The following is a 23,235-nucleotide window of genomic DNA, read 5'->3' as shown; positions in this document are numbered from 1 at the left end:
TGCCGCCTCACTTAAAGCCGCCAGCCCGAATGGATGGCGGCGATGCCGCCGGTCAGGTTCCGGTAGCGCACACGCTCGAACCCAGCGTCTTTTATCATCTGGGCGAAGCGTTCCTGATCGGGAAAGCGTCTTATGCTTTCCACGAGATAGCGATAGGACTGCGCGTCCCCGGCCACAAGGTGCCCGAGTGCGGGGATCGCGTTGAAGGAATAGGCGTCGTAGAGCCGGTCGAGAAGCGGCATTTCGACGTTCGAAAATTCCAGGCACAGGAAGCGGCTCCCCGGCTTCAGGACACGATACGCCTCCGCCAAGGCCGCATCGATACGGGTCACGTTCCGGATGCCGAAGGCGATGGTATAGGCGTCGAACTGGCCGGCCTCGAAGGGCAGGTCTTCCGCATTGCCTTGGACGAAGGTCAGCCGGTCGCGGCCGATCCCGCGCGCCTCCGCCCGCTTCCTACCCTCATCCATCATCTCTTTCGAGATGTCGCAAATGGTGGCCGTGGCGCCGGACCCGGCCGCATCGAGAAAGCGCGTGGCGATGTCGCCCGTGCCGCCCGCCACGTCGATCAGCGCGAAAGGCGCCCCGGACTCCGGGGGCGCGAGCGCGGTGATCAGATCGGCCTTCCAAAGCCGGTGCAGCCCGCCCGACATCAGATCGTTCATCAGGTCGTAGCGGCTGGCGACCTTGGAGAAGACCTCGTTGACGAGGCCTTGGCGGGCATTTTGGGACACGCGGGCAAAACCGAAGCTTGTCTCGGCGCCCGATTCGTCCCGATTCTTCACATCATCTGGCATGGCAGCGGACAATAGCCTAAGGCCCGAGATCAGGCTATTGTTGCGGTGCAACGATTATGACCTTGCACTGCAATGTATCGAATCCCCGTTGTTTGGAGCCAAATTTTCGGGACCAGGTTTTAGAAGCGCGATGCCAGAGCTGCCTGAAGTTGAAACCGTGCGCCGGGGCTTGGAACCGGTCCTCGTGGGCAACGCCTTCGCCCGCGTGGAACAGCGCCGGCCCGACTTGCGCTTTCCCCTGCCCGAACGGTTCGGCGAGCGCTTGACGGGGCGCACGATCGAGGGCCTGGACCGGCGCGCGAAATATCTGCTGGCCCGCCTCGACGACGGCCAGGTGCTGATCATGCATCTCGGCATGACGGGACGCTTCGCCATCGACAAGGCCGGCGGCGACAGGGCCGCGCCCGGCGACTTCGTTCACGAACCGACCCACGCGGCCGCGTTCGGGTTTCCCAAGCACGAGCACATCGTCTTCCATTTGGGCGACGGTTCGACCGTCCGCTATTCCGATGTCCGCCGTTTTGGCGTCATGGACTTGGCCCCGGCGGGCGAACTCGAGACCCACGCGCTCTTCAAGGGGCTCGGGATCGAACCTCTTGGCGGCGACCTCACACCGGACTGGCTCGCGGAGAAGCTGAAAGGAAAGACCACGCCGATCAAGGCCGCGCTTCTCGACCAGCGCCTGATCGCGGGGCTCGGCAACATCTATGTGTGCGAGGCCCTGTACCGCGCCGGCCTCTCGCCGAAAAAGCGGGCGGGCGCGCTCGCGACGAAAACGGGGCGCCCCACCGAAAAGACGGCGGCGCTGGTCCAGAGCATCACGTCCGTGCTGCGCGATGCCATTCGCGCCGGCGGGTCGTCCTTGCGCGACTACCGCCATACGGATGGGCGGCTCGGCCGTTTCCAACATCGCTTCCAGACCTATGGCCGCACCGGCGAACGCTGCCTGAACCGCGCCTGCGACGGCACGATCCGCCGGATCGCTCAAGGCGGCCGATCGACCTTCTATTGTCCAAACTGCCAGAGATAAGGGAACTGACGCACATGTATATGGATCAGGCCACCGTGGGCGGAGAGCCGGCCACCAAGACCTATGCAACGCTCATCGTGACGCGCGAGGGCAAGGTGGGGCTGATTACGCTCAACCGCCCGAAGGCGCTCAACGCGCTCAATTCGCAGCTCGTCGGCGAGCTTTGCGAGGTCCTCAACACCTTCGACAAGGACCCGGAAATCGGCTGCATCGTCATCACCGGCGGCGAGAAGGCGTTCGCCGCCGGCGCCGACATCAAGGAGATGCAGAGCAAGACGTCCGTGGAGGCTTACAGCACCGCGTTTCTGGCGCCTTACGATACGATCGCCGCGACCCGCAAACCGATCATCGCGGCCGTGGCGGGCTACGCGCTCGGCGGCGGCTGCGAGCTGGCCATGTCCTGCGACATCATCCTCGCGGCAGAGAACGCGGTGTTCGGCCAGCCAGAAATCAGCCTCGGCATCATGCCGGGTGCCGGCGGCACCCAACGCCTGACCCGCGCCGTGGGCAAGGCCAAGGCCATGGAGCTGTGCCTGACGGGGCGCCAGATGCGCGCCGACGAAGCCGAGCGCTCGAACCTGGTCAGCCGGGTCGTGCCGGTGGAGTCGTTGCGGGACGAGGCCATGAAGACCGCCGCCAAGATCGCCGAGTACCCCGTCCATACCGTCATGATGATCAAGGAATCGATCAATCGCGGTTTCGTCACGACGCTCACCGAGGGGGTCCGGTTCGAGCGCAACCAGTTCTACTCGCTCTTCGCCACCGAGGATCAGAAGGAAGGCATGGCGGCATTCATCGAGAAGCGGAAGCCCAATTTCCAAAACCGCTGAGACCTTGGGGCGCCCCTCCCCGCGCGCGCCCTTCCCCGCGCGGCGGCGCTGCCCGGAGTTGACGCTTCGGGGGCCGGTCGCTATAGAGCATGCCAAATTCGTATTTATGGCGCTTTTTGAGAGCCGCGGCGCGCGGACCGAAAGCTGCCCTCAAGGATCCTGAACATGGCCAATACCAAGTCGGCGAAGAAAGCCGTTCGCCAGATTACCCGCCGTACCGCAAACAATAAGACGCGGCGGAGCAATATGCGCACCTATCTGCGCAAGGTCGAAGAAGCCATCGCCACCGGCGACAAGGATGCGGCCCAGGCGGCCTTGCGCGCCGCCGAGCCGGTCGTCGCCCGCACGGCGCAGCTTGGCATCCTCCACCGCCGCGCCGCCTCGCGGAAGGTTTCGCGCCTTTCCAAGCGCGTCGGCGCCATGGGTGCGTAGCCAACTGGGTGCGTAGCCAACTGGGTGCGTAGCCAACTGGGTGCGTCGCAGAGTGGGTGCATAGCCTAGCGGCTGCGTCACGCCTCTGCCGCTTCACATCACGAACAGCCTGATCCGCCGGCCCTTTGCCGCCAGCCCGCTCACCGTCGGGCGGGTGGCCCCGGTGTGCACCCGTGCGGCCGCACGCGGCGAACCCACGCCTGCGGGACCGGCACGCGGCCCTACGGCTCTCACGTCTCCATCTTGGAAACGCTGCCTGGAACACCGGACCGACACCGTGCGTTTGTGGTCACGGCCCGTGGCGCACTCCGCCGTGTGCGCAATTGTCTCAATTGCTTGACACTGAGATATCAATTGCTTGACGGCGTTGTCATGTGGACGCGGCCCGCACTCTGTTGCTCCGGCGCCGCAGTTTTCCACCGATTGCACCCGGAAAAAAATTTTTCAGCCCTCAACGGCGCCAGAGCGCCCGATCATGGCCCGCCGGTCGGCCAAGCCCGGCCGATTCCGGCTTTCTCCACAGGGGTTTGGCTGACCCTCGTCATCGATGAGTCTACTGACTAATACTGATTTGTGCCGGAGTCTCGTCTGCTTGATTGGGGCGAAAGGCGTGTGTATAGTCTAATTATCCGAACGGGGACGTCCCCTCCTTACAATTGAGTACCTTGATCTTGGCCGTTGCCGAGACGGGATTTCTTTGTCTTAAGCGTGGGGTCCCATGAACATCTTGTGGAATGCTTATGCGTAAGTTGTGAATATTGCGTGCGCAAAGCGCACAAGATCACCACGGATAGTGGGTGGCACGAATTCTGTTCTTGTACCGTGCTCATGAATATGAGGAGGAGGCTCGATTTTGGGCGCGCACATGGACAATTACACGGTCGATGAGGTTGATGTGGCGTCGACCTGGAGCGCTCTCCAGGGGAATCCTCGATCGCAATTGGTCGATGTGCGTACACGCGCGGAATGGACGTATGTGGGAATCCCGGACCTCGGGACCCTTGGGAGACGGCCTGTGCTCGTTGAGTGGCAGACGTTTCCCGACCAGTCTGTCGATCCGCGCTTTGCCGAGCGCCTTGCAAACGAACTGCAGGCCCTCGGTGTCCAAGTAGACGACGATCTTTTCTTTATTTGCCGTTCGGGTAGCCGGAGCCTGGCCGCGGCCAAGGCGATGGCGGCCGTAGGGTACCGCGCTTGTCACAACGTCTCGGAGGGGTTCGAAGGCCCGCTCGACGACGACCGGCATCGCGGCGCTCTGTCTGGTTGGAAAGCGACTGGGCTTCCCTGGCAGCAAGGCTAGGGGACCGGTCATGGAAACTGTCGGGATGGTCCGCGTCCAAAATGTTGGCCGCTCTCGTAACTGCGTACGGTGCGTGTTGGCGCGACAAAAGAATGATTAGGGAAAGAACAAAATCGTGGCAGAGGCACAGGCACGGGCACACAACCATGTGGCCCATCAAGACGATCCATGCGCGCCGGGCGAAGCCTGGACGCGAGTCAAATCCAGGCTACGCGGCGAGCTGGGAGAGGACGTGTATGCCAGCTGGTTTCGCGGCGTCGAGGTCGACGACATCGCCGGAGGCGTCATCCATCTGACAGTGGCGACGCGCTTCCTGCGCAACTGGCTGAGGACTCACTACTACGACACCGTGCTGCGGCAGGTGCAGGGCGAATGGCCGGACGCGGAGCGCCTGGAATTCTCCGTGCGGCAGCCACACTTCACGGCCGAGCCACCGAAGGACGTTACCATCCCGCGCGCGGCCTCGGCGAGTGTGGTGGCGCAGCGCGCCTCGCTGCCGATGCCCCTGCGTACGGGCTATGACGGCTTCGAAGGTTCGCCGCTCGATCCGCGCCTGAGTTTCGGAAGCTTCGTGGTCGGCAACACCAACAAGCTGGCTCATGCGGCAGCCCATCAGGTCGCACTGTCCTCGGCAAGCCCGCAGTCGCCATTCAACCCCTTGTTTCTTCATGGCAATGTGGGGCTCGGCAAGACCCACCTCCTGCATGCGATCGCCTGGGAGGTGAAGCGGCAGAAGCCGGAGGCCGAGGTTCTGTATCTCACGGCCGAGCGCTTCATGTCGGGCTTCGTGCAGGCCTTGCGGGCCCGCGACGCCCTCGCCTTCAAGGAGAAGCTGCGCAATATCGACATTCTGCTGATCGACGACATGGAGTTCCTGCAAGGGCCGACGATCCAGCAGGAGTTCTGCCACACGTTGAACTCGCTGATCGACGGCGGGCGGCAAGTCGTGGTCGCCGCGGATCGCGCGCCGACGCACCTCGACAAGCTCGACATGCGGATGCGCTCCCGCCTCGGCGGCGGCTCGTCGCCGGAAATGAAGGGCATGGACTACGATTTGCGCCATCAGATTCTCCAGAAGCGCGCGCTGGAGGCCTGCGCCGAAACGAACGGGCTCGAAGTGTCCGACACCGTGCTTGCCTTCCTCGCCGAGCGCCTGACGGAAAGCGGGCGCGAGCTCGAAGGCGCGGTCCATCGGCTACGGGCGAGCTATCAACTGACGGACGAGCCGGTCACCATCGCCGTGGCGGAACAGATCGTTCGCGACCTCATGCGCGGCGCCGAGCCTCGCCGTGTCCGCATCGACGACATCTTGCGGACCGTGTCGAAGCATTATGGCGTCAATCGCAGCGACCTCCTCTCCGGACGGCGGAACCGCTCGATCGTGCGGCCCCGGCAGATCGGCATGTATCTGGCCAAGCTGCTGACGTCCCGGTCGCTGCCGGAGATCGGCCGCCGGTTCGGGAACCGCGACCACACCACCGTGCTGCACGCGATCCGCAAGATCGAGCAGCTGATGGGCGACGACACCCAGCTCCGCGAGGAGATCGAGCTCTTGAAGCGGCTCCTGCGCGACTGACGACACCGCCTCGGGCCCGGAGTTCCGAACTTCGGGCCCGGGGCCGTTCGCGGGGTGCGGCGAGGCCCTTTGAGCGCCTGGCGCTCTTGCAAATTCCTCCACAGCGCTGCAAGTTCAGTGGGCTTTTTTGACGCGGGTTTTTCGCCCGCCTCGCCAAGGCTCCATCAGGACAGCGGCGGCTCCGCGCGAGCCCGGCCCCAGCCTGAGCGGCGGCGTTGGACCGGGGACCATTCAGCGGAAAAGACGCTAGCTTTCGGGGTATTCTCCAACCATGCGCCTAACCATCGAGAAGCCGAAACTCGCCAGAGCCCTCGCCCATATCGCGAGCGTGGTCGAGCGCCGGAACACGATACCGATCCTGTCGAACGTCCTGCTCAGCGCGGGCGACAACGCCTTGCGGCTGACCGCCACCGATCTCGACATGGAAGTCGTGGAAACCGTCGACGGCACGATCGCGACCGGCGGGGCCGTGACGGTGCCGGCGCATATGTTCAACGACATCGTGCGCAAGCTTCCCGACGGCGACATCTCGATCGAACGCGACGAGAAACAGGAGCGCCTCACCATCACGTCGGGGCCCGCGCAGTTCTCGCTGCAGACCTTGCCGGCCGACGATTTCCCGACGCTGTCCGTGGAGGACCTCGACCACGCCTTCACCCTGCCGGCAGGGGACCTCAAGCGCCTCATCGAAAAGACGCGCTTCGCCATTTCGACGGAAGAGACCCGCTACTATCTGAACGGCATCTATCTTCACGCAGCCGAAACGGACGGCAAGGAGACCCTGCGCGCGGTCGCCACGGACGGCCACCGTCTGGCCCAGGTCGAAATCCCTCTTCCCGAGGGCGCCGAGGGCATGCCGGGCGTGATCGTGCCGCGCAAGACCGTGGCCGATCTGCTGCGGCTTGCGGAAAGCGACGAGGACGAAATCCGGATCGAACTGTCGCCGTCCAAGATCCGCGTGACGTCCGGCCAAGTGGTCCTGACGTCCAAACTGATCGACGGTACGTTCCCGGACTACGAACGTGTGATCCCGCAAGGCAACGACAAGCGCCTCGAGCTGGACAACGCCACGTTCGAGCAGGCCGTGGACCGGGTGTCGACCCTGTCCAGCGACAAGGGCCGTGCCGTCAAACTCGCCGTGGCCGGCGACACGTTGACCTTGTCGGTGAACAATCCGGAGTCGGGCAGCGCCACGGAGGAATTGCCGGTCAGCTATGACGCCGACCCGCTCGAGATCGGCTTCAACGCCCGCTACCTGCTCGACATCGCCCAGCAGCTCGAGAGCGAGACGGCCGAGTTCCTGTTCGCCGATCCCGGCTCGCCCACCATGGTGCGCGACGTGAAGGACGCATCGACCCTCTACGTGCTGATGCCGATGAGGGTATGACCGCGAGCCCAAACGAGCACGACATCGAGATCGGCCAGACGCAGGGCCCCGGCCACGATGCCGTGCCGCTTTCGATCCGTACACTGAAGCTCACGGACTTTCGCAACTACGCGGCCGCACGGCTCGACCTCGACGCGCGCCCGGTCGTTCTCGTCGGCGAGAACGGGTCGGGCAAGACCAATCTCCTCGAGGCGGTGTCGCTGCTGGGGCCGGGCCATGGGCTGCGCGGCCGCCCTTACGCCGAACTTGCGCGCAACGACGGGTCCGGCGGTTTCGCCATCGCCGCGACCGTCCGTACACCTCATGGCGAACTCGACATCGGAACCGGCTATGGCCCGGGCGCGGGCGAGGACGGCGCCGGCCGGACCGTACGCATCGCCGGCAAGGACCGCGGCGCGGGCGCGCTGGGCGAGTACGTGAAACAGGTCTTCCTGATCCCGGCCATGGACGGGCTGTTCACGGGCGGCGGCTCGGAGCGGCGCCGTTTTCTGGACCGTCTCGTGGTCGCCATCGCGCCGGGCATCCGGACCTCGCTCAATCGCTACGACAGGGCCATGCGCCAGCGCAATCGCCTGTTCCAGATGCGCGAATATTCGCCGGCCCTGTTCGAGGGCCTCGAGGAGCAGATGGCCGAAGCGGGCGTCGCCATCGCCGCGGCCCGGCTCGACGCGGTCGAACGGCTCGCCGCGCTCATCGAGGACCGGCTCGCCGCGCAAGGGCAGACCCCTTTCCCGCACGCGGTGTTGTCGTTGCACGGCACGCTGGAGGCGGACCTGGCGATGCGTTCGGCTACGGAAGCCGAAGATGCCTTCCGGATCCTTCTGGAGGCGGGCCGGGAGCGGGACCGCGCGGCGGCCCGCACCCTCGAGGGCCCCCACCGGAGCGATCTGCTGGTGGTTCATGGACCGAAAAACGCCCCGGCCGCAATTTGCTCCTCGGGCGAGCAAAAGGCCCTGCTGCTGGGCCTGGTTCTGGCCAAGGCCGAGCTGATCAAGACCATGGACGGCATCGCTCCGCTCGTCCTCTTGGACGAGGTGGCCGCCCATCTGGACGAAACTCGGCGCAGGGCGCTGTTCGACGAGATTTTGAGGCTCGAGGTGCAGGCCTGGATGACCGGAACGGATAAGGAACTTTTTTCGCCCCTGGCACAAGATGCTCAAATCTTGGACGTGAATCGGGGTATAATAGGTTCATGATTCAGACGCGCGCCGGCACCAATGCCTGGCCTTACGACGACCTTCGAAACCTCTTCTAAAAGTACTTTCATAGCCCATGACACCAGCTGCCAAACGCAAGGCTGAAGCCGCGGCCGATTACGGCGCCGAATCCATCAAAGTCCTGAAGGGCCTCGACGCCGTGCGCAAACGGCCGGGCATGTATATCGGCGACACCGATGACGGCTCGGGCCTGCATCACATGGTCTACGAGGTGGTGGACAACGCCATCGACGAGTCGCTCGCGGGCTATTGCGACCTGATCAACGTGACCCTCAACGCCGACGGGTCGGTCACGGTCAACGACAATGGCCGCGGCATCCCCACCGCCATCCACCAGGACGAAGGGGTCTCGGCCGCCGAGGTCATCATGACCCAGCTCCATGCGGGCGGAAAGTTCGACCAGAACTCCTACAAGGTCTCCGGCGGGCTGCACGGCGTGGGCGTCTCGGTGGTGAACGCCCTGTCGAGCAGGCTCGAGCTCACGATCTGGCGGGGCGGCAAGGAATACGCGATGCGGTTCGCCAATGGCGAACGCGAAGGCCCGCTCGAAGTCGTGGGCGAGTCAGGCGGCAAGACCGGCACTCAGATCACCTTCGTGCCCTCGCCCGAGACGTTCACCATGGTGGACTTCGACTATGCGACGCTCGAGCACCGCCTGCGTGAACTGGCCTTCTTGAATTCGGGCGTGCGCATCGTTCTGAACGATTTGCGCGGCGTCGAACCGAAATCGGAGGAGATGCATTACGAAGGAGGCCTGCGCGCCTTCGTGAAATTCCTCGACCGTACCAAGCACGCGCTGATCTCCGAGCCGGTGGTGGTGGAGAAGACCCATGACGGCATGACCGTGGAAGCCGCGCTGTGGTGGAACGACAGCTACCACGAGAACGTGCTGTGCTTCACGAACAACATTCCCCAGCGCGACGGCGGCACCCATCTCGCCGGCTTCCGGGCCGCGCTCACGCGCACGGTCAACACCTATGCGGCCGAGTCCGGCATCGCCAAGAAGGAGAAGGTGTCTTTGACCGGCGACGATGCACGCGAGGGGCTGACCTGCGTGCTCTCCGTGAAGGTCCCGGACCCGAAATTCTCGAGCCAGACGAAGGACAAGCTGGTCTCGTCGGAAGTACGCCCCGTGGTGGAAAGCGTCATGTCCGAGCGGCTGTCGCAATGGTTCGAGGAGAACCCGAACGAAGCGCGCAACATCGTGCAAAAGATCGTGGAGGCTGCGGCCGCCCGCGAGGCGGCGCGCAAGGCCCGCGAACTGACGCGGCGCAAGGGCGCGCTGGACGTGGCTTCCCTCCCCGGCAAGCTCGCAGATTGTCAGGAGCGCGATCCGGCAAAGTCGGAACTGTTCCTGGTGGAGGGCGACTCCGCCGGTGGCAGCGCCAAGCAGGCGCGCGAGCGCGGCTTCCAGGCGGTGCTACCCTTGCGCGGCAAGATCCTGAACGTGGAGCGTGCGCGCATCGACAAGATGCTGTCGAGCGCGGAGATCGGCACGCTCATCACCGCGCTCGGCACGGGCATCGCCGATGAGTTCGACCTCTCGAAGCTGCGCTACCACAAGATCATCATCATGACGGACGCGGACGTGGACGGCTCGCATATCCGGACGCTGCTGCTGACCTTCTTCTACCGGCAAATGCCGCAGATTATCGAAGCCGGCCATCTCTTCATCGCCCAGCCGCCGCTCTACAAGGTGAAGCGGGGCAACCAGGAGCGCTATCTCAAGGACGAAGCCGGCCTTCAGGACTACCTGATCGGCGAGGGCCTCCAGGATGCCGTGCTGGTGACGGGCGACGACGCGGCGCGCTGCGGCGCGGATTTGCGCGACATCGTCGAGAAGGCCCGCAAGATCACCTCCATCCTGAGCGGTCTGCATAGCCGCTATCCGCGCTTCATCATCGAGCAGGCCGCCATTGCCGGCGTTCTCAATCCGAAGATGCTGAAAGACGCGGCCGAGGCGCAAGAAGCCGCAGCCTATATCGCGCGCCGGCTGGACGCCCAGTCGGACGAGATCGAACAGGGCTGGGAAGGCGAGGCGCTGCCCGAAGGGGGCTTGCGCTTCTGGCGCGAACTCCGAGGCGTGATGGAGTCCCATCTGATCGATGGGCCCTTCATCGCCTCCGCCGACGCGCTGAAGCTCGACCAGTTCGCCGAGCACCTCCAGGAGGTCTATGCGAAGCCGGCCATTTTGAAGCGCAAGGAGACGAGCCTCACCGTGCACGGCCCGTCCGATCTCCTGGGCGCCGTCATGGAGACCGGGCAAAAAGGCCTCTCGCTGCAGCGCTACAAGGGCCTTGGCGAGATGAACCCGGAGCAGCTCTGGGAGACGACGCTCGACGTGGAAACGCGGACCATTCTGCAGGTGAAGATCAAGGAAGGCGAAGACGCCGACGACATCTTCTCCCGGCTCATGGGTGACGTGGTCGAGCCGCGCCGCGAATTCATCCAGGAAAACGCGCTCCAAGTCGCCAATCTGGACGTTTAGGCGCGCTGTCACACCGCATCCTTAACGGGATGGCAACATGGCTATCCTAGGGTGTGCCCGGTGGAAGACACCCCCCACGGTCCGTTCGCGGCGGCGGCTGGACCGGTTTCCATAGTTCGCACGGAGTGTAGTTGCGTATGAGCGGCGCGAAGCGCAGGCCCAAACCTCAAGGCACAGGTCAAAGCCGCGCCCGGCCCCGTTCGTCAGCCCCCAAGACGTCAGGGCCGAAAACGGCCGCACGGCGCCGTCCGCCTTCCACGCGGCGGACGCGCGGCAAGCGCAACGGCCTCGTGGCGCGTTACAAGCGCCTGTCTCAGCGGCATCCCTATCTTTTCAAGGCGGCCCGTTTCGGTCTTCTCGCTTCGCTCTGGGGCACGATCATCCTGGCGGGCGCGGTGATCTTCTTCATCTCGCGCGTGCCCGATCCGGTCCTGGCGACGCTGGACGACCGGCCGCCGAACGTGACCGTGCTTGCCGCGGACGGCACGGTCCTCGCCGAGCGGGGCCTCCGCCGGGGGCATATCCGCGTCGACGTGCTCCCCAACCACCTCATCAAAGCGGTTCTGGCGACCGAGGACCGGCGCTTCTACGATCATTGGGGCGTCGATGTCGGCGGCATGATCCGGGCCAGCTATCGGAACTTTCGCGCCGGGTCGGTCGTGCAAGGCGGCTCGACCATCACGCAACAGCTCGCGAAGAACCTGTTCCTGGAGCCCGAGCGCACGGTGATCCGCAAGCTCGAGGAGCTGGTCTATACGGTCTGGCTCGAACAGCGCTTCACCAAGGACGAAATTCTGGAGCTCTACCTGAACCGGGTCTATCTCGGCGGCGGCACCTATGGCGTCGAAGCGGCCGCGCGGCACTATTTCGGCCGGTCGGCGCGCGACGTGACCCTGGCCCAGGCGGCGGTGCTGGCGGGCCTCTTGAAGGCACCTTCGCGTTACGCGCCGACCCGCAGCATCAAGGCGGCAAGCGCGCGGGCCCAGGTGGTCCTCGACAACATGGTCGATGCGGGCTTCGTCTCGCAGGCCGAAGCGCAAAACGCCGGCCGGCAGCCCTTGCGACTGCAGGCCAAGGGAGACGCCACGGGCTATCCTTACGCGGTCGATTGGGTCGCCGCGATGCTGCCCGAATATGTGGGCCGTCACAAAGACGCGCTGGTCGTGCAGACCACGATCGATGCCAAACTGCAGCGGCTGAGCCAAGAGCGCTTGCGCAAGCTTCTGGATGGCAAGGGGCGAAAGCTGAACGCGGGCGAAGGCGCCGTGGTGGTGCTCGACCCCAAATCCGGCGCGGTGCGCGCGCTTGTCGGCGGCCGCTCCTACAGAAACAGCCCGTATGACCGTGCGCTCACGCGCGGCGCCAGCCGGGCTCGGCCTTCAAGCCCTTCGTCTATCTCGCGGCGCTGGAAGCAGGCTACACGCCCGCCTCGGTCGCGAACGACACCCCGGTCAATATCCGGGGCTGGACCCCGTCGAACTATACGAACACCTATAAGGGCCAGGTGTCGCTCCGCTACGCGCTGACCCATTCCATCAACACGGTCGCCGTGAAACTGACCGCGAATTTGGGACCGGGCCGGGTGGCTCAGACGGCACACCGCCTTGGCATCAGCTCGAAGCTCCACGCGCAGCCCTCGCTCGCGCTCGGCACGTCCGAGGTGACGTTGCTTGAGCTGACGGGCGCCTATGCGCCGTTCGCCAATGGCGGCGCGCGGGTGCTGCCCCATGTCATTACCCGCATCCGCAGCGAGGACGGCAAGGTGCTCTACACGCGGCAACGGTCGGCCGTGGGGCAGGTGGTCGCGCCACACCATGTGGCGGCCATGAACGACATGATGGGCGCGGTGGTCCGGCAAGGCACCGGCAAGCGCGCCGCCATTCCCCGGCATCCCGCGGGGGGAAAGACCGGGACCACCCAGAACTCGCGCGATGCCTGGTTCGTCGGCTACACGGCGCACTATGTCGCCGGCATCTGGATCGGCAACGACAACAACACGCCGATGAAAAAGGTCACGGGCGGTTCGCTGCCCGCGGAGCTGTGGCACGACGTCATGCTCGTCGCCCACAAGGATTTGAGGCCGACGGCACTGCCCAGCCAGCGCGGGCCACCACTCCCTGGCAGGGCCGGGGCGCGATCGCCGCGCGCTTTCCGTTCAACCTCAACGGCCGCGGCGAGCGCGGCGGCTCTCAGCCCTTCTACCAGCGTGTGATCAGCTTCTTCGGCGGCGGTTAGGCCCCCGCGTCAGGGCCCTGGAGGCATGTCGGCGCCGTAAGCATGGAGGTTCGACCCGTGCTTATGGAGCCAATCGCGCGCTTCGGTCTGGCGCGGCATGGTGCGCGCAACGAGTGCCCAGAACCGCGGCCCGTGATTCATCTCTTCCAGATGCGCAACCTCATGGGCGGCGAGATAGTCCAGCACGAAGGGCGGCGCGAGAATCAAACGCCACGAAAAGGACAAGGCGCCCGTCGATGAGCAGGACCCCCAGCGGGTGGTCTGGTCGCGCACGCTGATCCGTTTCGGTGCGAGACCGAGCCGCTTGGCGTGAATGTCCACGCGGAGCTTGAGATCGGCTTGGGCCTGCCGCTTCAGCCAATCGAGCAGACGGCGCGGCGCGTGGTCCGCTTCCCCGGCCACGTGCAGCCGCGGCAGCGGCCCGGCGGCGGCGGACAATCCCTCCGGCCACACGGGCGCGAGCGGCACGTCGTCCGAATCCTCGACCCAGACGACCCCGCGGCGGCGGACGGGACCCGCGAAATAGAGGCGATGGGCGAGGCCACGCAAAGGAATGACCGCGCCGTCCGTGAAGGGCACCGGATCGCACAGTCCCGCGAGCCGCTCCTTGAGCCAGGCCATGTGGCGCGACAGGAATTGCTCGGCATCGGCCAGGCTCGAATGGGCCGGCACGGTGAGCACCGCGCCCCGGCGGGCTTCGCTGACCTGAAGGCTCAAGCGCCGCGCCCGGGCGCTGCGGCGCAGGACCAGCGGCACGTCCAGACCGTTGATCTGGATCTCCCTCGTCCCGACGCGTCCGAGCTTGAGACGCTTCAACATGCGGCGTTCCCGGCCATTGAGCCCAATTGCCCCCGAATCTTAGGGCGTCAGATTAGCACGAGGGCCGGCGGGAACGCGTGCCCGTGCTTTAGGCAACGCGATCCAGAACGCGCTTGAGCATGCTCTTCCGCCGCTGGTGCGCCCGCATAAAGGTCCGGACTTTCGGCAGAATCTCGTTGCGGAAGCGCGAGCCGTTGAACACGCCGTAATGGCCCACGCCCTCCTGCAGATGGTGGGCCCGCATCGTGTCCGGCAGGCTCGTGCACAGATCGTGTGCCGCCTCGGTCTGACCGACGCCGGTGATGTCGTCCTTGTGGCCTTCAACGGTCATCAGGGGCACGCGCTTGATCGCGGACGGGTCCACGAGCGTCCCGTGATGGCGCATCTCGCCCTTGGGCAATTTGTGCTCCATGAACACCGACTCGATGGTCTGGAGATAGTACTCGGCCGACAGGTCCATCACGGCGAGGAACTCGTCGTAGAACTCACGGTGCTTGTCGGCGGAATCGCCGTCGCCCTGGATCAGATTGTGGAAAAGATCGCGGTGGGCGGTCACGTGCCGCTCCAGATTCATGCCCATGAACCCGGAAAGCTGCAGAAAGCCGGGATAGACCAGCCGCATGTGGCCGGGATAGGGCCATGGCACCTGGGTGATCACGTTCTGCCGAAACCAGCTCAGCGGCTTGCCCGTGGCGTATTTGTTCACCGCCGTCGGGCTCTTGCGGGCATCGATGGGACCGGCCATCAGCACCATGGAGCGCGGCACGTTGCGGTCGCCCCGCGCTTCCATCAACGCCACGGCCGCGAACACCGGCACGGTGGGCTGACACACGGCCACGACATGCACATCGCCACCGAACGACTGAATGAATTCAATGATGTAGTCGATATAGGTGTCGAGATCGAACACCCCTGCCGCCCGCGGGACGAAGCGCGCGTCGATCCACTCGGTGATATAGACATCGTGGTCGGGCAGCATGTCCCGCACGGTCCCGCGCAGAAGCGTCGCGAAATGCCCCGCCATTGGGGCCACCAGCAGGACCTTGGGATCCTTCTTCTGCACGGATGCGGGCAGATCGCGCTGGAAATGCACCAATTTGCAGAACGGCTTGGTGCGGACCGCGACCGGCTTCACGGCGACGGTCCGGCCATGCGCCGTCACCTGGTCGATCTCCCATTCCGGCTTGCGATAGCGGCGCGTCGAACGTTCGAAGAGCTCCAGCGCCGCCGCCGCACCCCGGCCCATGACCGTATGGGACGCCGGATTCAAGGGATTTCGCCACATCATCCGGTAGGCTTCAGCCGCCGCCCGGGCCGGATGCAGCGCGGCCTGATTGAGCTCATAGAAATGGTAAAGCATGAGTGCCTCCGACTCGCTCCATTCTAATGCTGCATCGCAAAATGCGGTGGTGATATTGTGCTGCCCTGCAATGACAGATGGCCGCAGGGCGAATTTGGCGCGATCAAAGGAGCCCGCGCAACGTCTCCGCCATTTTTTCTGGGGATGTTCCGTAAGGAAAATAGGTCACGAACTTGCCGTCGGGCCCCATGAGGTAAAGCAGCGCCGAATGATCGACGCTGTAGTTCTCCCCGGCGTTCTCCTCTTGAAACTTCTGGTAGGTGACCCGGTAGGCTTTCGCGGTCTTGGCGATGGCTTCCGGCGTTCCCGTCAGCCCGACGAAGTTCTCGCCGAAATTCGCCACATAGGCCGACACGAGCTCAGGCGTGTCCCGCTCCGGATCAACGGTAATGAAGACCGGGACCACCCGATCGGCCTTGTCCCCAAGATCGTCCAGCGCCGCCGACATGACCTGCAATTCGGCGGGGCAGATGTCGGGGCAGTGCGTGAAGCCGAAGAACACGAGCATGTAGCGCCCAAGGAAATCCTTGTCCGTGACGGTCTTCCCATCCTTGCCGACAAGCTCGAAGGGACCGCCGATCAGCGCTTGCCCGCTGGTGACCACGCGGTTCTTGGTTGGGCTTTGCTGGTCGAGCATGAGCGCGCCGACGCCGATCAGGGATCCAAGCAGAAAACTCCCCACAATCACGAGAATCAGTCGACGTTTCATGGCCTCACTCACCAAGCTGCAACAGCGAGCCGTTGTCACGGGCACGGCTCAACAACCAACGGAACACGCCGTACCCGATGGCCAGGTAGACCGCGTTCAGGCCGAGCGCCCACCACAGATCGCCCGCGTCGAAGCGGTGTTCCAACAGGATCGCGCGCATTCCTTCGAAGACATGGGTCGGGGGAAGCGCGAGCGCCACGGGCTGGAGCCAGCCGGGCAGCGCGGACAGGGGGTAATACACACAGTCAGCGGCAACAGCAAGAAGGCGAGCGACCAGGCCAGTTCCTCGGCACCAAGGCCGTAGCGCAGCATGACGCCCGCCGCGATCAGCCCCAAGGACCAGCTCGTCACCACCAGCATGGCGAAGAACACCGCAAGCCACAGGCCGAGATCGAGCAGGTTGAAGCCGAAGATGAAGAACGCGGCCACCGTGACCGGGAGCATGCCGATGGAAAGCCGCAAGACGCTCCACAGGCAAAGCGCCACGACAAGCTCATGGGGGCGCAAGGGGCTGATGAGAAGATTGCCCAGATTGCGGGACCACATCTCCTCGATGAAGGTGGTGAAGAAGCCGAGATTGGAGCGGAACAGGATGTCCCACAGCAGCACCGCGCCGATCAGGACGCCGGCGCCTTGGGCATAAGGGTTGTTCGTGCTCGCCAGGAACTTCTGCAGGAAGGCCCAGGTCAGCATCTGCAGGAAGGGCCAATAGATCAGCTCGACCAGGCGCACGCTCGAGCTTCTCAGGAGATAGATATAGCGGCGCAGCAGCGCGCCGATGCGGCGCACGGACGCCCGCACGCCCGTGGGGGCGAGAAGAACGGGGCCGACGGCGTCAGGGGCTTGGCGGACGCTCACGACGCTTTCCTTTCAGCCCCGTCGGGCGCAGTCGCGGCACTCCGCCCCCGCACCACGTCGAGGAACACGTCCTCGAGCGTTTCGCGGCCATAGGCGGCAATGAGTGCGCGCGGGGTTTCGTCCTCGACGATCCGCCCGGCGCGCAAGAGGATCACGCGGTCCGCCAGTCGTTCGACCTCGGTCATATTGTGCGAGGCGATCAGCAAGGTCGCTCCGCGCTCCGCCGCGTAGGCTTTGAGTTTCTGGCGAACCCAATCGGCCGTGTCCGGATCGAGCGAGGCGGTGGGCTCGTCGAGCAGAAGGAGCTCGGGCGCGTTCAACAGGGCCTTCGCCAGACCCACGCGCGTCTTCTGTCCCGCCGAGAGCTTGCCCGTCGGCCGGTCCAGAAGCGTCTCGATCTGCAATTGGGCGGCGACGCCCGCGATTCGCGCGCGTGCGTTGGCGATGCCGTAGAGCCCGGCATAGACCATGAGGTTCTGGCGAACCGTGAGCCGCTGGGGCAGATCCACATAAGGGCTCTGGAAGTTCATGCGTTGGGCGACGGCGTAGCGGTTGCGCGTGACGTCGGCTCCGAAGATGCGAACCTCCCCGGCGCTCGGCCGGATCAGGCCGAGCAGCATGGCGATGGTCGTGGTCTTGCCCGCGCCGTTGCCCCCAAGCAGGGCCACGGTGGAACCGGCTTCGATGCAAAAGTCGAGATGGTCCACGGCGGTCACGGACCCGAATCGTTTTGTCAGGCCGCGCGCAACAACCGGCAATGCGCCCGCGCCGCTCACGTCCTGTACATTGTCTCGCACCACCTCACTCCTGTTCTTGTGGCTCCGGCCGCGCGATTGGGCCGCCTTGTCCTGCCGGGTCGCCGTGCGATAGGGAACATCTTTGTCGGAATTATAGCTTTGGACCCATGCTAGGATTCGTTCATGAGCCTCATCGATAGCGGTCAAGCCAATATCGAGGCCGCAACCCCCGAATGGCTGCGCGCGGGCGATTCGCGTTTGCGCCTGCATACGATCGTCCGCCTGCGGTGGCTCGCGGTGATCGGCCAAAGCGTCACCATTCTGGCGGTGCATTGGGGACTGGGCATGACGGTGCCCATCGGCTGGTGCTTCGCCGTGATCGCCTTGTCGGCTTGGCTCAACGTGGCTTTGCGCATCCGTTTTCCGGAAAGCCAGCGCCTGACCGCCCGGTCCGCCTTCCTGATGCTGGGCTTCGACATCCTGCAACTCGCCGCGTTGCTCTATCTCACCGGCGGGCTGCAAAACCCTTTTGCCTTTCTCCTGGTCGCACCCGTCGCTGTGTCCGCCTCGGCCCTGCCGCTGCGCTGGACCATCGCGCTCGGCCTGCTCGCGATTGCCGCGGCGAGCCTGCTTGTCGCCTTTCACTATCCGCTGCCCTGGTGCCACCAGGGCCAACCCGTGCTTGAGGTCTTCCATCACTCGGTCGCCTGGTGCTACGCGCAGACGATCGCGATCCCGCGGCTCTACGTTCTCGGCGTCTGGACGGCCGTTGTCCTCGGCATCGTGTTCATCGGCTTTTACACCTGGCGCACGGCTCAGGAGAACCGGCGCATGGCCGAGGCGCTCGCGGCAACCGAGATGGTGCTCGCGCGCGAGCAGCGGCTCTCCGCCCTCGACGGCATGGCGGCGGCGGCGGCCCATGGGCTCGGCACGCCGCTGGCCACGATCGCCGTCGCGACCAAGGAACTCCTCCGCGAGACCAAGGAAGGCGAACCGATCTATGACGACCTGCTTCTGGTCCGCAATCAAGCCGAGCGCTGCCGCGACATCCTGAAGGAGCTGAGCGCCCGCGCCGAGGAGCTCGACACCATTCTCTCGCGCCTGCCGGTGAGCCACCTCATCGACGAGGTCGTCGAACCGTACCGGCCCCTCGCCGTGCCCATCGCGGTCACCACCGGCCCGAAGCCGGGCGTGCCCGCCAAGAGCGATGCGGCCCGGGAGCCCGTCACCGACCGCAATCCCGGCGTTCTCTACGGGCTGGGCAATATCATCGAGAACGCCCTCGACTTTGCCAAGGACGAGGTCCGCGTCGAGGCCACCTGGTCACGCGACGAAGTCCGGATCGTCGTCACCGACGACGGCGACGGCTTTCCGCCCGAGGTCCTCGAACAGCTCGGGGAGCCCTTCGTGACCACGCGGCCGGCCGCGACCTTCGACCATGACGAGCCGGGTCATGCGGGCATGGGTTTGGGCTTCTTCATCGCGAAAACACTTCTGGAACGGTCTTGCGCGCGCCTCGAACTGGCAAACCGGCCCGAGCCCGAAACCGGCGCCGTCGTGACGGTGATTTGGCCGCGAAAAGCGTTTGAAACGCCTCAGTCCTGCAACAGGGCGGATATGGCAATTTAGGGCCCGATACCCTTTCCGCACAGCTTTCGCCGCGCTTTGTTCACCATACCGCTGAAATACGGGCGCTGACTTGTCCCGCTTTATGCCTTTTTTCAATGCAAAAGCTTCTGGCGCAATAGGCCAAGACTTGTCACGCCCGTCAGAAGACCTTACCTCTAACCCCAAGCCATACAAGGCAAACTATTCGAGCGTCCGGGAGGACACGCCCCTTGGTTGGGTTCCACGACCGTGAAGGGAGCAGACGAATGGACATCCAGTCGGTATCAACGATGTCAGACGATTTCAGCGGCGCGCCGCAAGACAATACGTTGCTGATCGTCGACGACGACCGCGCGTTTCTGCAGCGCCTGGCGCGTGCGATGGAGACGCGTGGCTTCGCCGTCGAAGCGGCGGCATCCGTCGACGAAGGACTGGCGATGCTCCGGCAGCGTCCTCCGGCCTTCGCCGTGGTGGATATGCGCCTCGACGACGGCAACGGAATCGATGTGATCGCGGCGCTGAAGGAAATCCGTCCCGATTCGCGCGCCGTCGTCCTGACCGGCTACGGCAATATCGCCACAGCCGTTTCCGCGGTGAAGATCGGCGCCGTCGACTATCTCGCCAAACCAGCCGACGCCGACGACGTGTACAACGCTCTGGTCGCCTCGCCCGACGACAAGGCATCCCCGCCGGAAAATCCGATGTCGGCCGATCGTGTCCGCTGGGAACACATCCAACGGGTCTACGAGCTCTGCAATCGCAACGTCTCGGAGACAGCGCGGCGGCTCAATATGCACCGTCGTACCCTGCAGCGCATCCTGGCGAAGCGCGCGCCCAAATAGGACCCGCAACAGGTAAGACCGGCAAAGAGACGGACCGGTCAGCTTCGCAACCCGCAACCGGGGTCGAGATGATGCTGGAGCCGGAGCGCCGCTGCGCGCGCGAAGCACAGCATCATGGTCTTGCGACGGGCGGCATTGAGCCGCTCTTCCGTCGGTTCACGGACGAGTTCGGCGCCGTAACGATCGGCGAGAATGAGGCCGGCGCGTTCCGGGATCACCTCGTTCGGAAAGTCCGCGGACACGGCGAAATAGAGCCGGTCGCAGAAGTCGAGATATTCGTGCCATTTTCCGTCGGTGCGATAGTCGGTCAGGCAGGACTTGATCTCCACGATCATGATGTCGCCGGAGGCGGACAGCGCCACCACGTCGGCGCGCCGTCCATTGGCCAGCGGCAGTTCCGTGATCACCGAATGGCCGAAGGCGCGCAGCGTCCGGCAAACGCCGCGCTGAAGCGCGGCCGCGGCGTCCGACTGCCGGCCGTCGGCGACGATCAACGGGTCTTGGTCTAACTCGGCCGCGGACCTTTCGCTTGCCACCGGTGTTTCCTTCTGCACGGACCTTCACGGTCGCATGCCAAACCATCGTCACGGAATTGTGCATGGTGGCTCGTTTCGAGATGTGGAACAAGCAGCGAAACGCCGCTTGGCAAGAGCCACCGCGATTCGCCGGCCCTGCGAACCACGAGCTACGCGAACATTGGGAGGAACGATGAGTCTCACCCAGCTTGCCGTCGCCGCAACAGATCAAGACACACCGAGCCCTCGCGATCGTCTCCGCGGCAGACTCGAGCAAACGCGCGCCCTCTCGGCCGACCTTGCCCGCCCCTTGAGCGATGAAGATCAGGTCGTTCAAGCCATGGACGATGCCAGCCCGACGAAATGGCATCTCGCCCATACGACATGGTTCTTCGAGGCGTTCGTCCTGTCCCAGTTCCTCCCCGGCTATGTCCGCTTCGACGAACGCTTCGAATATTGTTTCAACTCCTATTACGAGAGCGTCGGCCCACGCCATCCGCGCCCGTTTCGCGGGCTGCTGACCCGGCCGTCCGGCGATGACGTGCGCGCCTATCGCGCCCATGTGGACGGGGCCCTCGAGACGCTTTTCGCGCACGATCTTCCGGACGAGGCCCTGAACCTGATCGAACTCGGCATCAACCACGAACAACAGCATCAGGAATTGCTGCTCACGGACATTTTGAGCCTGTTCGCGTCCCAACCGCTGAAGCCCGCCTATCGCGAAGATGCCACCGGGGCTCCCGCGGGCGCAGTGGCGCCGCTGGCCTTCACCGCTTTTGAGGGCGGCATCTTCGAGGTCGGCCACGCGGGTGCGGGCTTTTCCTACGACAACGAAGGACCGCGCCACGAACAGCTCATCCGGCCCTTCAAGCTCGCCAATCGCTGCGTCACCAATGCCGAGTGGATCGCCTTCATCGAGGACGGCGGCTACGAGACCGCTTCGCTGTGGCTCGCAGACGGATGGAGCCTGATCAACGCCGAGGGCTGGCGCGCGCCGCTCTATTTCGAACCGGCCGAGGGCGGGTACGGCCAAATGAGCCTTCGCGGCTTCCGCCCCGTCGACCCGGCGGCGCCGGTGACCCATGTCAGCTATTTCGAAGCGGATGCCTTCGCGCGCTGGGCGGGCTATCGGCTTCCGTCGGAGTTCGAGTGGGAGCGTGCGTCCACCGGTCTTGCCGAGCGCGGAAAGACGCTGGGCGCCGGGCATTTGCGGCCTCGGCCCGCGCCGGACGGTCCGGGCCTCACCCAGATGTTCGGGGACGTCTGGGAATGGACGGGAAGCGCCTATCTGCCCTATCCGGGCTACAAGCCCGCCCCCGGCGCCGTGGGCGAGTACAACGGCAAATTCATGTGCAATCAGTTCGTGCTCAAGGGCGGCTCCTGCGCGACGCCGGACGGCCATGTGCGACGGACCTACCGCAACTTCTTCTACCCCCATCAGCGCTGGCAGTTCACGGGGCTTCGTCTGGCGGCGGATGCGTGATGGCGCGGTCTTCGTTCATACGCCAGGCCAGCGCCGAGATCGCGAGCGACGCCCGGGTGGCGGAGCCTGCCGGTTCCGCGGAGTTCGCCGAAGCCGTCCTGGCTGGCCTTGCGGCCACGCCTCGCAGCATTCCCTCGCGGTTTCTCTATGACGAAACCGGATCGGCCCTGTTCGAGGAGATCACGCGGCTCGACGAGTACTATCCCACACGGACGGAGATTGCGCTGCTCCGGGCGCATGGCGATGAGATCGCACGCTGCGTGGCCGAGGTGGACACGCTGGTCGAGTTCGGTTCGGGCTCGAGCCGCAAGACGCGCCTTCTCATCGAGGCTCTTGACGGGCTTGAGACCTACGTCCCGATCGACGTTTCCGAGACCTTCCTCGCCGAAGCCGCCGAGGGCCTCGAAGCGGATTTCGACGGGCTGACCGTCACGCCCGTCGTCGGCGATTTCACCGAACCGCGCGATCTCGAAGGCGTGCGGGCGGACCGGCCGCTCGGTTTCTTCTCCGGTTCCACCATCGGCAACCTGTCCCACGCCGAGGCGCGGCGCTTCCTCGAAAATGCGGCGGAGCTGCTGGGCGCGGAAGGGAGTTTCCTGATCGGCGTCGACCTGCAAAAGAGCCTCGACATCCTGATTCCCGCCTATGACGACCCGGACGGCGTGACCGCCGCGTTCAGCCTCAACCTGTTGGCGCGGATCAACCGCGAGCTCGACGGCGACTTCGACACGGACCGGTTCGCCCACCGGGCGCTCTACAACGCGCGCGAAGGGCGGATCGAGATCTATCTCGAGAGCCTCGCGGACCAGACGGTCCACGTTCTCGGCCAGCGCTTCACCTTCGCGGAAGGGGAGCGTATCCACACCGAGAACTCCCACAAATACACCGTCGAGGGTTTCCGGGGCCTCGCCTCCGAGGCGGGCTGGAAACCGGCCCGGGTTTGGACCGACGAGGCAGATCTTTTCAGCCTCCATCTCCTGCAGGCGGCTTAAACGGCAGCCCTTGCCAGCTT

The 23,235-nt window shown here is 64.9% G+C and carries 19 protein-coding genes and 2 pseudogenes; 14 read left to right on the top strand and 7 right to left on the bottom strand.

The window, feature by feature from the left end; translation table 11 throughout:
• Window positions 1-11 precede the first annotated feature (11 nt).
• Window positions 12-797, bottom strand: coding sequence for a bifunctional demethylmenaquinone methyltransferase/2-methoxy-6-polyprenyl-1,4-benzoquinol methylase UbiE (gene ubiE, locus AUC68_RS05570; RefSeq protein WP_069436719.1), 786 nt, complete (start codon window positions 795-797; stop codon window positions 12-14).
• Window positions 798-927: 130 nt separating this feature from the next.
• Between ubiE and mutM the strand changes: the two genes are divergently transcribed.
• The 10 genes and pseudogenes from mutM to AUC68_RS05520 all read left to right on the top strand — a co-directional run bounded on the left by mutM (window position 928) and on the right by AUC68_RS05520 (window position 13,269).
• Window positions 928-1,827: a bifunctional DNA-formamidopyrimidine glycosylase/DNA-(apurinic or apyrimidinic site) lyase gene (mutM, locus tag AUC68_RS05565; RefSeq protein ID WP_069436718.1), complete on the top strand. Its 900-nt coding sequence runs from the start codon at window positions 928-930 to the stop codon at window positions 1,825-1,827.
• Between the two features lie 14 nt (window positions 1,828-1,841).
• Complete coding sequence (locus AUC68_RS05560; RefSeq protein ID WP_280138523.1) at window positions 1,842-2,657, top strand: enoyl-CoA hydratase; 816 nt, start codon at window positions 1,842-1,844, stop codon at window positions 2,655-2,657.
• Between the two features lie 165 nt (window positions 2,658-2,822).
• Window positions 2,823-3,089, top strand: coding sequence for a 30S ribosomal protein S20 (gene rpsT / locus AUC68_RS05555; protein WP_069436717.1), 267 nt, complete (start codon window positions 2,823-2,825; stop codon window positions 3,087-3,089).
• 865 nt (window positions 3,090-3,954) lie between these two features.
• Entirely contained in the window at window positions 3,955-4,389 is a 435-nt protein-coding gene (locus AUC68_RS05550) for a rhodanese-like domain-containing protein (RefSeq protein WP_069436716.1), read from the top strand.
• A 148-nt stretch (window positions 4,390-4,537) separates the two neighbouring features.
• Complete coding sequence (dnaA, locus tag AUC68_RS05545) at window positions 4,538-5,965, top strand: chromosomal replication initiator protein DnaA (RefSeq protein ID WP_069436715.1); 1,428 nt, start codon at window positions 4,538-4,540, stop codon at window positions 5,963-5,965.
• 271 nt (window positions 5,966-6,236) lie between these two features.
• Entirely contained in the window at window positions 6,237-7,352 is a 1,116-nt protein-coding gene (gene dnaN / locus AUC68_RS05540) for a DNA polymerase III subunit beta (RefSeq protein WP_069436714.1), read from the top strand.
• Complete coding sequence (gene recF, locus AUC68_RS05535) at window positions 7,349-8,548, top strand: DNA replication/repair protein RecF (protein WP_083240456.1); 1,200 nt, start codon at window positions 7,349-7,351, stop codon at window positions 8,546-8,548. The genes dnaN and recF overlap by 4 nt, the downstream gene beginning before the upstream one ends.
• Before the next feature lie 76 nt (window positions 8,549-8,624).
• A complete protein-coding gene (gene gyrB, locus AUC68_RS05530) occupies window positions 8,625-11,057 on the top strand; it encodes a DNA topoisomerase (ATP-hydrolyzing) subunit B (protein WP_069436713.1) in 2,433 nt (810 codons plus the stop codon).
• Window positions 11,058-11,194: 137 nt separating this feature from the next.
• A pseudogene (locus AUC68_RS17575) lies at window positions 11,195-12,049 on the top strand (transglycosylase domain-containing protein); the annotation flags it as partial.
• Window positions 12,050-12,462: 413 nt separating this feature from the next.
• Window positions 12,463-13,269, top strand: coding sequence for a transglycosylase domain-containing protein (locus AUC68_RS05520; protein WP_244500424.1), 807 nt, complete (start codon window positions 12,463-12,465; stop codon window positions 13,267-13,269).
• A 32-nt stretch (window positions 13,270-13,301) separates the two neighbouring features.
• On the opposite strand, the gene AUC68_RS05515 is transcribed toward AUC68_RS05520, so the two are convergent.
• The 5 genes and pseudogenes from AUC68_RS05515 to AUC68_RS05495 all read right to left on the bottom strand — a co-directional run bounded on the left by AUC68_RS05515 (window position 13,302) and on the right by AUC68_RS05495 (window position 17,835).
• Entirely contained in the window at window positions 13,302-14,111 is an 810-nt protein-coding gene (locus tag AUC68_RS05515) for a M48 family metallopeptidase (RefSeq protein ID WP_069436710.1), read from the bottom strand.
• 88 nt (window positions 14,112-14,199) lie between these two features.
• Window positions 14,200-15,471, bottom strand: a complete 1,272-nt coding sequence (locus AUC68_RS05510) for a polyhydroxyalkanoate depolymerase (protein ID WP_069436709.1) — start codon at window positions 15,469-15,471, stop codon at window positions 14,200-14,202.
• Between the two features lie 103 nt (window positions 15,472-15,574).
• Window positions 15,575-16,180 carry an SCO family protein gene (locus AUC68_RS05505; RefSeq protein WP_069436708.1) on the bottom strand — a complete coding sequence of 202 codons (606 nt, stop codon included), beginning with the start codon at window positions 16,178-16,180 and terminating at the stop codon, window positions 15,575-15,577.
• 4 nt (window positions 16,181-16,184) lie between these two features.
• Window positions 16,185-16,981, bottom strand: a pseudogene (locus AUC68_RS05500) (ABC transporter permease).
• A gap of 53 nt (window positions 16,982-17,034) precedes the next feature.
• Complete coding sequence (locus AUC68_RS05495; RefSeq protein WP_244500406.1) at window positions 17,035-17,835, bottom strand: ABC transporter ATP-binding protein; 801 nt, start codon at window positions 17,833-17,835, stop codon at window positions 17,035-17,037.
• Window positions 17,836-17,958: 123 nt separating this feature from the next.
• Here AUC68_RS05495 and AUC68_RS05490 point away from each other — a divergent pair, with 123 nt between their 5' ends.
• Both AUC68_RS05490 and AUC68_RS05485 read left to right on the top strand, forming a co-directional pair.
• Window positions 17,959-19,404, top strand: coding sequence for an ActS/PrrB/RegB family redox-sensitive histidine kinase (locus AUC68_RS05490; protein WP_069436707.1), 1,446 nt, complete (start codon window positions 17,959-17,961; stop codon window positions 19,402-19,404).
• A gap of 269 nt (window positions 19,405-19,673) precedes the next feature.
• The gene (locus AUC68_RS05485) at window positions 19,674-20,225 is read left to right on the top strand and encodes an ActR/PrrA/RegA family redox response regulator transcription factor (protein ID WP_141701109.1); all 552 of its coding nucleotides are present in this window, start codon (window positions 19,674-19,676) and stop codon (window positions 20,223-20,225) included.
• A 38-nt stretch (window positions 20,226-20,263) separates the two neighbouring features.
• Here AUC68_RS05485 and AUC68_RS05480 read toward each other — a convergent pair whose 3' ends face one another.
• Window positions 20,264-20,761: an MmcB family DNA repair protein gene (locus AUC68_RS05480; RefSeq protein ID WP_069437035.1), complete on the bottom strand. Its 498-nt coding sequence runs from the start codon at window positions 20,759-20,761 to the stop codon at window positions 20,264-20,266.
• A 172-nt stretch (window positions 20,762-20,933) separates the two neighbouring features.
• On the opposite strand from AUC68_RS05480, the gene egtB reads away from it, so the two are divergent.
• Together egtB and egtD are read left to right on the top strand one after the other, a co-directional pair.
• On the top strand, window positions 20,934-22,223 hold the full coding sequence (gene egtB / locus AUC68_RS05475) for an ergothioneine biosynthesis protein EgtB (RefSeq protein ID WP_069436705.1): 1,290 nt from the start codon (window positions 20,934-20,936) through the stop codon (window positions 22,221-22,223).
• Entirely contained in the window at window positions 22,223-23,215 is a 993-nt protein-coding gene (egtD, locus tag AUC68_RS05470; RefSeq protein ID WP_069436704.1) for an L-histidine N(alpha)-methyltransferase, read from the top strand. The genes egtB and egtD overlap by 1 nt, the downstream gene beginning before the upstream one ends.
• Window positions 23,216-23,235: the final 20 nt, after the last annotated feature.

Origin of the sequence: Methyloceanibacter methanicus (assembly GCF_001723285.1) — a bacterium.
Lineage (GTDB): Bacteria > Pseudomonadota > Alphaproteobacteria > Rhizobiales > Methyloligellaceae > Methyloceanibacter > Methyloceanibacter methanicus.
This window is presented reverse-complemented; position numbering and strand designations above follow the sequence as displayed.

Bases quoted from the DNA above. Each gene is read 5' to 3' on its own strand.
- ubiE (WP_069436719.1), bottom strand. From the start codon at position 797: ATGCCAGATGATGTGAAGAATCGGGACGAATCGGGCGCCGAGACAAGC.
- mutM (WP_069436718.1), top strand. From the start codon at position 928: ATGCCAGAGCTGCCTGAAGTTGAAACCGTGCGCCGGGGCTTGGAACCG.
- AUC68_RS05560 (WP_280138523.1), top strand. From the start codon at position 1,842: ATGTATATGGATCAGGCCACCGTGGGCGGAGAGCCGGCCACCAAGACC.
- rpsT (WP_069436717.1), top strand. From the start codon at position 2,823: ATGGCCAATACCAAGTCGGCGAAGAAAGCCGTTCGCCAGATTACCCGC.
- AUC68_RS05550 (WP_069436716.1), top strand. From the start codon at position 3,955: ATGGACAATTACACGGTCGATGAGGTTGATGTGGCGTCGACCTGGAGC.
- dnaN (WP_069436714.1), top strand. From the start codon at position 6,237: ATGCGCCTAACCATCGAGAAGCCGAAACTCGCCAGAGCCCTCGCCCAT.
- recF (WP_083240456.1), top strand. From the start codon at position 7,349: ATGACCGCGAGCCCAAACGAGCACGACATCGAGATCGGCCAGACGCAG.
- gyrB (WP_069436713.1), top strand. From the start codon at position 8,625: ATGACACCAGCTGCCAAACGCAAGGCTGAAGCCGCGGCCGATTACGGC.
- AUC68_RS05515 (WP_069436710.1), bottom strand. From the start codon at position 14,111: ATGTTGAAGCGTCTCAAGCTCGGACGCGTCGGGACGAGGGAGATCCAG.
- AUC68_RS05510 (WP_069436709.1), bottom strand. From the start codon at position 15,471: ATGCTTTACCATTTCTATGAGCTCAATCAGGCCGCGCTGCATCCGGCC.
- AUC68_RS05505 (WP_069436708.1), bottom strand. From the start codon at position 16,180: ATGAAACGTCGACTGATTCTCGTGATTGTGGGGAGTTTTCTGCTTGGA.
- AUC68_RS05490 (WP_069436707.1), top strand. From the start codon at position 17,959: ATGAGCCTCATCGATAGCGGTCAAGCCAATATCGAGGCCGCAACCCCC.
- AUC68_RS05485 (WP_141701109.1), top strand. From the start codon at position 19,674: ATGTCAGACGATTTCAGCGGCGCGCCGCAAGACAATACGTTGCTGATC.
- egtB (WP_069436705.1), top strand. From the start codon at position 20,934: ATGAGTCTCACCCAGCTTGCCGTCGCCGCAACAGATCAAGACACACCG.
- egtD (WP_069436704.1), top strand. From the start codon at position 22,223: ATGGCGCGGTCTTCGTTCATACGCCAGGCCAGCGCCGAGATCGCGAGC.